Origin of the sequence: Streptomyces sp. NPDC059456 (assembly GCF_042750055.1) — a bacterium.
In the GTDB taxonomy this organism is placed as follows: domain Bacteria; phylum Actinomycetota; class Actinomycetes; order Streptomycetales; family Streptomycetaceae; genus Streptomyces.
On sequence record NZ_JBHYVA010000258.1, the window covers coordinates 976 to 10620 of the forward strand.

At 74.8% G+C, this 9645-nt stretch carries 8 protein-coding genes; 1 reads left to right on the forward strand and 7 read right to left on the reverse strand.

The features are described 5' to 3' along the window. Positions 1 to 183: 183 nt before the first annotated feature. The 4 genes from ACFXA3_RS22175 to ACFXA3_RS22190 form a co-directional block, all read right to left on the reverse strand. Positions 184 to 795, reverse strand: coding sequence for a nucleoside/nucleotide kinase family protein (locus ACFXA3_RS22175; protein WP_385189161.1), 612 nt, complete (start codon positions 793 to 795; stop codon positions 184 to 186). A 22-nt stretch (positions 796 to 817) separates the two neighbouring features. After that, complete coding sequence (locus ACFXA3_RS22180) at positions 818 to 2908, reverse strand: SpoIIE family protein phosphatase (protein WP_385189162.1); 2091 nt, start codon at positions 2906 to 2908, stop codon at positions 818 to 820. Positions 2909 to 3162: 254 nt separating this feature from the next. Beyond that, positions 3163 to 4368, reverse strand: a complete 1206-nt coding sequence (locus ACFXA3_RS22185) for a beta-ketoacyl-[acyl-carrier-protein] synthase family protein (protein WP_385189164.1) — start codon at positions 4366 to 4368, stop codon at positions 3163 to 3165. After that, positions 4365 to 4616 carry an acyl carrier protein gene (locus ACFXA3_RS22190; protein WP_385189165.1) on the reverse strand — a complete coding sequence of 84 codons (252 nt, stop codon included), beginning with the start codon at positions 4614 to 4616 and terminating at the stop codon, positions 4365 to 4367. Before ACFXA3_RS22190 ends, ACFXA3_RS22185 begins: the two co-directional genes overlap by 4 nt. 153 nt (positions 4617 to 4769) lie before the next feature. Here ACFXA3_RS22190 and ACFXA3_RS22195 point away from each other — a divergent pair, with 153 nt between their 5' ends. After that, positions 4770 to 5561, forward strand: a complete 792-nt coding sequence (locus ACFXA3_RS22195; protein WP_385189166.1) for a lysophospholipid acyltransferase family protein — start codon at positions 4770 to 4772, stop codon at positions 5559 to 5561. A 27-nt stretch (positions 5562 to 5588) separates the two neighbouring features. On the opposite strand, the gene ACFXA3_RS22200 is transcribed toward ACFXA3_RS22195, so the two are convergent. The 3 genes from ACFXA3_RS22200 to ACFXA3_RS22210 all read right to left on the reverse strand — a co-directional run. Further along, complete coding sequence (locus tag ACFXA3_RS22200; RefSeq protein ID WP_385189168.1) at positions 5589 to 6608, reverse strand: beta-ketoacyl-ACP synthase 3; 1020 nt, start codon at positions 6606 to 6608, stop codon at positions 5589 to 5591. 138 nt (positions 6609 to 6746) lie between these two features. Next, positions 6747 to 8237, reverse strand: coding sequence for a hypothetical protein (locus ACFXA3_RS22205; protein ID WP_385189169.1), 1491 nt, complete (start codon positions 8235 to 8237; stop codon positions 6747 to 6749). A 29-nt stretch (positions 8238 to 8266) separates the two neighbouring features. Then, positions 8267 to 9645 (reverse strand): hypothetical protein (locus tag ACFXA3_RS22210; RefSeq protein WP_385189171.1); only part of this gene is annotated, 1379 nt, incomplete at its 5' end.

Consider the following 9645-nt stretch of genomic DNA (forward strand, 5'->3'; position numbering starts at 1 on the left):
ATCCTCCTTGTGGGCCTCATGGGGGTGCCCCCCCCCACACCCCCCGGGCCCTCCCCCCCGGCCCCCTCCCCCGACACCACCCCATCGGAAAATCCGCCCGATTGTGCACGGCTGCCGACGGAAATCTTTCGGGAAATGGCGCATCTGCTCCGCTGCGCGCCCCCCTTTCCGCCGCGTACGCCCCTACTCCACGACCAGGTCCGCCCGCATCCGGCCCGCGGCGATCAGCCGTGCGTTCGCCTCGTCGGAGCGCGCCACCCACTCCTCGGCACGGGCCGGCGCCTTCCCGTGGCGGACGTGCCGGGCCACCAGCCGCCGTACGCGCAGGGCGTCTTCGGGCGCGAGGTACCAGACCTCGTCGAGGAGCGCGCGCACCTGCGCCCACTCCCCCGCCTCGTGCAGCAGGTAGTTGCCCTCGGTGATCACCAGGGGCACCGCGCGGCCGACGGGGATGCTGCCGGCGAGCGGTTCCTCCAGCGACCGGTCGAAGGCCGGGGCGTAGACGGCGGCGGGCCCGGGGGCGCGCAGCCGGGCCAGCAGGGCCGCGTACCCGGCGGCGTCGAAGGTGTCCGGGGCGCCCTTGCGGCCGGCCCGGCCCAGCCGCTCCAGTTCGGCCTGGGCGAGGTGGAAGCCGTCCATCGGTACGACGACGGCCAGTTCGGGCCCGAGCGCCCCGGCGAGGCGTGCGGCCAGGGTCGACTTGCCGGCACCGGGCGGCCCCGCGATGCCGAGGACCCGGCGGGTGCCCGGCGCCGCGAGCGCGCGGGCCCGGTGCTCCAGTTCGGTGAACTCCATTCCCCCATCCTGCCCGGCCGGTCTACGGGGGCCCGTGGGGGTGGGGGGCGGTGCCGACGCGCGCCACGAGCAGGGCGATGTCGTCGTCGGCGGAGGCCGGGACGAGGTGGCTGATCAGCGCGTCGCACAGGTGGTCCAGCGAATGCTGGGGTTCGGTGAGCAGCCGGGTCAGTTCCGCGAGCCGCTCGTCGATGTCGCTTCCGCGGGCTTCGACGAGGCCGTCGGTGTACATGACGAGGACACTGCCCGGCGACAGGGTCAGGTCGGTCGTGGAGAAGACCGTCCCGCCGACCCCCAGCGGGGTGCCGGGCGGCAGGTCGAGGAGACGGACCGTGCCGTCGGGGGCGATGGCCGCCGGCGGCGGGTGTCCGGCGCGGGTGATGCGGCAGTGACCGGTCCGGGGGTCGATCACGGCGTACAGGAAGGTGGCGATCATCGGTTCCGCGAGGTCGTCGAGGGTCGCCTCCAGCTGCCGCATCAGCGCCTCGGGAGCGAGGTCGAGCCGGGCGAGGGCGCGGACGCTCGCGGAGAGCCGTCCCATGACCGCCGCGGCGGCGATGCCGTGGCCCATGACGTCCCCGATGAGGAGGGCGGCCTTGCCCCCGGGGAGCCGCAGGACGTCGTACCAGTCGCCGCCGATCTCGTTGACGTCGCCGGCGGGCAGGTACCGGTGCGCGACCTCGACCCCGGGCGGCGGGGTGATGTGCTGGGGCAGCATGCTGCGCTGGAGGATGACGGCGGTCTCGTGTTCGCGGTGGTAGAGGCGCGCGTTGTCGATGCTGACGGCGGCGCGGGCCGCGAGCTCCCCGGCGAGCGTGACGTCGTCGGGCCCGAACGGGCCGGCGGGTCCGGTGCGGTAGAAGGTCGCGACGCCGAGGACGAGGTCCCGCGCGATCAGCGGCGCCATCATGAACGAGTGCACGCCCAGCGTCAGGACCTGTGCGGGCCTGCTCGTGTGGCGGGATGCCGAGGCGGCGGTCTGCTCGTCGAGGTGGGCGATCAGGAAGGGCCTGCGGGCGGCGAGGGCCTGGGTGTAGGGGGCGGCCGAGGGGAACGTGAGGGTCCTGCCCAGCGGGGCGAGGACGCCGATCACCGCGGAACCGGTCAGCGGGGCCTTGCCCAGGCGCCGCAGGGCCACGCCCCCGGCCAGGCCCGGGCCGGGTTCGTCGCCGCGGGCGAGGGTGTCCAGCACGTCCACGGTGGCGGCATCCGCGAGCTGCGGTACGGCCAGGTCGGCCAGCTCCTGCGCGGTGCGCTCCAGCTCCAGGCTGGCACCGATGCGGACGCTGGCCTCGCTGAGCAGCGCCAGCCTGCGGCGGCCCGCCTCCGCCTCGACGTGGTCGCGCTGCTGCTCGGTGATGTCGAGCAGCGAGGCGATCACGCCGATCGGGCGGCCGCCGGGGTCCTCCACCCGGACGTACGAGCAGGACCAGAACCGGTCACGGGTGGGTTCGGCGGGGGTGCGGCCCCTGCGGCGGCGGTCCAGTACCGGCTCCCCGGTGGCCAGGACCTGCCGCATCGCGTCCTCCATGTCCTCCCCGTTCACCTCCGGCAGGACCTCCACGAGCCGCCGTCCGACGTGGGCCGATTCCGAGAGGCCGTTCATCTCCTCCAGGGCCGGGTTGACCTGGAGGAACCGCAGTTGCGTGTCCAGGATGGCGATGCCGACGGGCGAGCGGGCGAACAGGCCGTCCCAGACGGCCGACGAACCGCGGATCCGGCGGGCCGCGTGCGCCTCGGCGGCGAAGACCAGGACCGCGGAGGCGCCGTGGCGCCGGCCGGGCACCGGGCAGGCCCAGATCTCCAGCTCCAGCGGGTGCCCGTCCTGGTGCCAGGCGGTGACGGTGCCCATCACCCCGCGGCCCGTGACGGCGGTCTCCCACAGGGCGCGGCCGAGGCTGCGGTCGGCTCCGGGATGCAGCAGGTCGGCGATGTGCCGGCCGACGATCTGCGGCGGGGTGTAGCCGAGCAGTTCCTGCGCCGCACGGTTCCAGCGGACGATCGTCCCGTCGGCGCCCGTGGCCAGCTGCGCCACGGGCAGCGAACCGAGCCACCCGCCGGCGTCCTGGGCCGCGCCGCTGATCAGGTCCTCGATCGGTGTCTGCTCGGTCATCGCGCACCCGCCCCCGTACCACCGGTGCCTCCCGGGGTGCCGTGGCCGGCTCCGTACGGCCGCCCGGCGAGGGAGGCCTTCAGCTGCGCTTCCTCCACACCACCCATGGTCGCCCGGCGGGCCCGGGACCGCTTCCCGGCGCGGCCGGCGGCGTGCTCCCCGCGTGCCCAGGGGCGTGGTCAGGGGCGTGGTCCGGCGTGGTCAGGGGCGTGGTCAGGGGCGTGGTCAGTGGTCAGGCGTGGTCAGGGGCGTGGTCAGGGGCGTGCGAGTACGGCCACTGCGTTGTGTCCGCCGAATCCGAAGGAGGTGCTGACGGCGACCTGGCCGGAACCCCTCCTGGCCGTGCCGCCGACGACGTCGATGTCCATCCCGGTGTCGGGCTCGGTCAGCCCGGCCGTGGGCGGCACGGTGTCCTCGGCCAGCGCCATGACGGTCAGGGCCGCCTCGATGACGCCGGCGGCCCCGAGCGTGTGCCCCAGAGCGCCCTTGGCCGAGGTGACGGGTGGCCGCCGGGGGAAGACGCGGGCCAGGACGGCGGCCTCGATGCCGTCGTTCTGCCGGGTCGAGGTGCCGTGCGCGTTGACGTGTCCGACGTCGTCGGGGCCGACGCCCGCGTCCGCGAGGGCGGCTCGGACGGCCTGCTCGGCGCCGCGGCCCTCGGGGTGCGGGGCCACGAGGTGGTGTGCGTCGGTCGAGGCGGCGTAGCCGATGAGCCGGGCGTGCGGGCGGGCCGCGCGTGCGGCGGCGTGTTCGGGGCGCTCCAGGACCAGGGCCCCCGCCCCCTCGGCGAGGACGAAGCCGTCGCGGCGGGCGTCGAAGGGCCGCGATCCGGTGTCCGACAGGGCGCCCAGCTGCGTGAAACCGGCCGCCATCAGCCGGGTGACGGCCGCCTCGGCTCCGCAGACGAGGGCGATGTCGCACTGGCCGCTCGCCAGCAGGTCCCGGGCGAGGCCGAGGGCCGTGGTGCCCGAGGCGCAGGCCGTGGACGTGGCCAGGGTGGGGCCGGTCACGCCGAAGCGCAGTGCGATGTTGGCGCAGGTCATGTTCACGAGATAGCCCGGGAGGAAGTACGGCGATACGAACTGCGGACCAAGCTCACCGAGTCGGGCGAGCGCCTTGTCCTGGGTCGTGACGCCGCCGACGGCGCCGCTGGTGACGACGGCGACCCGGCCGCCGTCCCACTCCCGGGGGTCGAGGCCGGCGTGGTCGAGCGCCTGGGCGGTGGCCACCAGGCCGAACCGGTCGACCGGGTCGAGGTGCACCGACCCGCGCAGGTGCAGGACGGGGTGGTCCGCTTCCCGTACCCGGCAGGTGAGGGAGACGGGCAGACCGTGCAGCAGGGGGTCGGGGGCGGCGGTGGAGCGCCCTGCGCGGACCGCCCTCCACGTGCCGTCCCGGTCGCACCCGGCCGCCGTGACCAGGCCCAGCCCGGTCACGACGGCCTCGGGGCGTCCGTTCAACGGTCCGTCCGCCGCTGCTCGACGGACTCCGCGAATCCGGCGAGGGTGGCCGTGCGGAGCTCTTCCTCGTCGACCTTGACGCCCAGTGTCTCGTGAACGGCGATGGCCATTTCGACGATCATGAGCGAATCGGTCAGCAGGTCGCGCAGGGGCGCGCTCTCCCGGACTTCTTCGGAGGGGACTTCGAACCGCTCGACGAGCAGTTCACTGATCAGGTCGAGTACGGATTCCGGGGCAGAAGTGGTCACGGCAGCTCTCGTGTGCGGTATCGGTGCCATTGCGGCCGAGTGGACGGGGCGGGTGTCTCTCGTGCTCAAATAGGTACCACGGTCGGGGATTTACTCAAAACCCGTCCCCAACCGGCTTGTTGATGATTCGAAATGCGAGAGCGGGGATCATTCGTGTCGGAAAGCATGGCCGACGTGACCGATGTGATCGAGATGGCCGGCGCTGAACTCAGGTACCTGAAGGGGGAGCTCGGAAGGGTCGGGGAGAGCGCGTGGGACCGCTTCCTCGACTGGCTTGTGGACGACTACTTCCGGGTCGAGGTGACCGGCCTGGAGAACATCCCGGCCGAGGGCCCGGCGGTCGTCGTCGCGAACCACTCGGGGGCCTGGGGTCTCGACGCATTCGTCCTGCAGAAGGTTTTCGCGCGCGGCCTGCCGCGGGCCCTGTACGTACCCGCGGCGCCCCTGGTGTTCCGTTTTCCGGTCATCGGTTCGTATGCGCGCAGGAAAGGCGCCATTCCGCTGGATCCGACGCTGGGATGGGAACACCTGGTCGCCGGGGAACTCGTCGGGGTGTTTCCCGAAGGAATTTCCGGCCTCGAGAAGCCGTTCCGAAAGCGCTATCAGCTGCGGCCGTTCAGCCCCGGATTCGCCGTGACGGCCCTGCGGGCGGGCGCCCCCGTGGTACCGCTGTCGGTCATCGGCGCCGAGGAGGCCTGCCCCCGGCTCGGCGAGATCCCGGCCCTGGCCCGCCTCCTGGACCTCCCCTGCTTCCCGCTCACCCCGCTCTTCCCGCTGCCCTCCAAGTGGCTCGTCACCGTCGGCGAGCCGATCCCGGCCCCGCCGCGCCCCGGCTCCTACGCCGCCCGGGCCGCCGCGGCCCGGCTGCTGTGTGCCGAGTCCCAGGCCGCCGTACAGGCCCTGGTGGACCGGGAACGGCGCAGGCGGGACACCCCGTTCTGGTGAACCCCAGGGCCCGGTGCGGTGGCCGGCTCACCCGCCCTCGGCCACCGCCCGCACCTCGGGCCAGACCAGGGTGGTCGACCCCCAGGCCAGCCCCGCACCGTATGCGGTGAGCGCCACCCGCAGGCCCGGCACCAGCGTTCCGGCGGCCGCCGCCTGGGCGAGCAGGACGGGCACCGAGGCCGCCGCGGCGTTCCCGTACGCCTCGATGTGCGACAGGACCTGACCGGGCGACAGGCCCAGCTCGGCGGTGAGCCCGTCGAGGATGCGCCGGTTGGCCTGGTGGGCGACCAGCACGTCCAGGTCCGCCGGCCGCCAGCCGGCCCGGTCCAGGGCCCGGCTGACGGAGTCGCACATCCCGACCACGGCCTGCTTGCGCACGACGGGCCCGTCCATCCGGAAGTACGGGGAGAACTCCGCGCCCGGATCCGCCAGTTGCCGCTTCCTGGCCCGCGCGCCACCACCGGGGACCTCCAGCAGATCGGCCTGCGCGCCGTCGCTGCCCAGATCGAAGGGTCCGAAGGCGCCGGGCGCGCCGGCTGCGGCGGCGTGCAGCACCACCGCCCCGGCCCCGTCGCCGAAGATGGCCGACATCAGCCAGTCCTGCGGATCGAGGAACGCGCTGAACACGTCGGAGGCGACCAGCAGGACCCGGCCGAAGGCCCCGCCGGTGATCATCGAGGTCGCCACGCCCAGGCCGTACAGGAACCCGCTGCACCCCGCCGCCAGGTCGAACGCCGGTACCGCGCCCAGCCCGAGGCGCGCCGCGACCTCCGGGGCCCCGGCCGGCAGGAGCCGGTCCGGGGAGATGGTGGTCAGGACGACCGCGTCGACGCGGTCCACCCCGGCGGCCGTCAGGGCGTGCCGGCCGGCCCGGACCGCCAGGTCGACGGTGGCCTCCCCGTCCGCGATCCGTCGGCTCGCCACGCCGATGCGCTCGCGGATCCACTCGTCGCCGACCGGCCGCCGGCCGCACAGCTCGGCGTTGGTGAGGACGCGCGGGGGCACGTACGCGCCGAGCCCGGCGAGGGCCGCGGCCCTGCCGGACACGGGCACGGACGCCGGAACGGGCGCGGATGCCGCGGCCGGACCGGACGGCGGGCCGAATGCCGGACCGGACGGCGGACCGGACGGCGGACCGGACGGCGGGCCGGGGTGTGCTGCCGGAGCGTGCACGGCTTCCTCCTCTCAGTCCGACAGCCGCTTCGCGGCCTGCCGCACGCCCTCGGCGGCCGTGGCGCACCGCTCCGCGTGGCCCAGCAGGAGCATCCGGAACCGCTCCCCTTCCTCGTCGGCGTTCCAGCCGCTGTCCGCGGCGCAGGCCGTGAGGCTCTCCGCGTGCCGCTCCAGCCGGTCGGCGCCGGCGTGCGCCAGCGCCCCGTACGCCGCCGGGGCGTAGCCGAACGCGGACACCGGCACGGCCGTCGCCCTGCCGGCCGTCACCCGTCCGTCGCCCGGCCGGGCGGCGAGGTCCTCAAGCGCCACGACCAGGGTCCGCGGGTCGAGCGCGTCGGGCAGCCGGTCCGCGGTGAACTGCGGGGAGATCACCACCGGACGCACCGATGCGGTGAGGACGCGCACGACGTGCTCGGCGACGAGCGCAGCGAACCGTGACGCCGCGCAACCGGTCGGGGCCCCGCACAGCGGCGGCATCCCCGACGTCGCCGCCGTCGCCGACGGGCCCGAAGGCCCCGGCTCCGTTTCGCCGTCGAGCCCGCGCAGCCAGCCGGGCACCCGCAGGATCTCGGTCCCGGCCCGGACGGCCAGGTCCTGCCAGGTGAACTCCTCCCGTACGGGGTACACGGCCGCGGCCACCGGCGGCCAGCGGCGCAGCGCCTCGCCGACGGCCGCCTCCGGTGACCCGGCGGCGCCCACGGCCAGCAGGGCCAGCGCCTGGAGCACGGTGCCGGCGGCGGCCTCGGACACCAGCGCGAGCGCGTGCGCGACGGCCGGCAGGGCGGTGTCCGCATCCGTTTCCTTGCGCCTGGGCTCCCGGCCCGTCATCCGGCCGGCGAGGCAGGCGGGATCCGGGTCCGCCACGTACGGTTGCAGCCGGCGCCGCAGGGCGTCGGCGCGGCCGTCGTACGACCTGCTGTCCACGGCCTTCGTCGCCTCGGCGAGCACCTCGCTGAGCAGGGTGTCCTCGACCGCGGCGGCGCCCGCCACCACGCGCCGGCCCAGCCGCTGCATGCCGCGGTGCCAGTCGTGCCACTCCAGCGTGCCGTCCCCCCGCCGGCCCTCGACGACCCGGTCGACGTCCTCGGCCAGCAGGGCGCCCAGTTCCTCGGCGGGGACGGCCGCCTCGCGCGGCAGCGGCACGTGCGGCGACAGTCCGTAGCGCTGTCCGCCGGCGGTGAGGCCGACCGCGGGCGCGAGCGCCCCGGCCTCGTCGGCGCGGGCCAGCAGGCCCGCGGCGTCGGAGCCGGCCAGCGGCAGCAGGAACGAACCGAACGGGGTGCTCAGCTGTACCGGACGCCCGGAGCGGGTGCGCCGCAGGAAGGCCAGCAGCCGGCGCGTCACCCCGTCCCGGGTCAGCGCGTCCAGTCCGAGGGCGCGGGCCGGGGCGTCGATCCACGGCAGGCGCTGGGCGACCATCGCCGCGCTGAACACGGCGCTCTCCAGGGGCCAGGCCGTCGCGGGACGTCGCGGCGTGGTGGCCGGGCTGTCGGCAGAGGTCATCGGTCGGTCTCCCTTGTGGTCCCTGGTGGTCACTTGTCGCGCAGCATGTACGGCTGGTTGCCGACGACTTCGCCGTCGTAGGCGCTGATGAGCCCGTTGACCTGCTCCCGGTAGGGGGCGAGCCCGCCGCGCAGCGCGTCGGAGTACGCCTGCGGGGCGTGCGACAGCGGGTAGTCGTACGACTCGTCCAGCCAGGCCAGTTCGACCCAGCTCTCGGGGATGTCATGGGGCGCGGCCGGGCCGCGGCCGTCGAGCCCCGGGATCACGTCGTGCTTGTTGACGAGGCTGACCACCTGCGTGGTGTGGTCGGCGGGCCGCTTGCCGTCGATCGGGGAGCCGATCGCGATCACGTGCGTGACCCGGTAGGTGGAGGACACCTCCACGTCGCTCGCGAGGTTCATCGCGGTCATCCCGCCCAGACTGTGTCCGACGATCATGAGCTCGGCTCCGGCGGGCACCCCGGCGCGCCGGAGCAGCTTCTTCGCGGCACGGGTGTACGTCGTGTCGGTGCGCAGCAGGCCGTCGAAGGCGCCGACCAGGTCCTGCGGGGTGCTGTTGCTGAGCAGCCCGAAGCTCGTGCCGGGCAGCAGGAGCACGTACCGTACGGCGCCGTCGGCGCACGCGACGCGGCGCAGCAGGACCAGGCCGTGGTTGCCGAGGGCCCCGATGTCGTTGACGTAGCTGACGATGTCGTTGCGGGAGGAGACGAGCACCTTCGCGAGGATGGGGTCCGGCGCGGTGCGCTCGGCGCGGCCCGGGCCGGGGTTGAGGAAGCCCAGGACGGAGCTCGGCAGTCCGAGGACCGGGTCGGTGGTCGGCACGCCCCCGGCGAGGGTCACCCAGGAGAACTCGTCGTTGACCGGGTTCTCGTCGAGCAGGCCGAGCAGGGCCAGCAGCTCCATGATCACGGGGCTCACGGTGGTCAGGGCGCGGGTCACGCCGAGCAGTTCGACCAGGCCGCACACCGCGCGCAGCGCCTCCAGCCGGTTCCCGGCCACCATCGCGTCGGTGAGGCGGCGGGCGGCGGGTGCGTCGAGGCTGGGGTGGTCGGCCGCGGCGGCCTTGATGCGCAGGGCGAAGGCGTCCACGGCCATGGCCACCTTGGCGGGCCGACGGTACGTCATGCTCCCGGCCATCCTGGCGAGTTCGCCGACCAGTCCGCCGTTCGCCCCGAATCCGAGGCCGGTGGGGCAGCTCAGCGCCCGGGTGCAGGACAGGGCCGTGCCCAGTGCCCAGCCGGGGCGCCGCAGCGCCTCCAGTGCGAACCGCCAGCTGAACAGGGCCCCGGTCAGCTCCGCGCCGGACTGTTTGGCCGTCAGGGCCGCGTCCGCGAGCAGGACCGAGGCCGCGATGAGGAGCTCGGTGTCGATGCGCTCCGGGGCGGAGGCGGGCGCGGCCGGTACGGGTG

Coding starts and splice junctions, on each gene's coding strand:
- ACFXA3_RS22180 (WP_385189162.1), bottom strand. CDS start 2,908: ATGACCGAGCAGACACCGATCGAGGACCTGATCAGCGGCGCGGCCCAG.
- ACFXA3_RS22175 (WP_385189161.1), bottom strand. CDS start 795: ATGGAGTTCACCGAACTGGAGCACCGGGCCCGCGCGCTCGCGGCGCCG.
- ACFXA3_RS22205 (WP_385189169.1), bottom strand. CDS start 8,237: ATGACCTCTGCCGACAGCCCGGCCACCACGCCGCGACGTCCCGCGACG.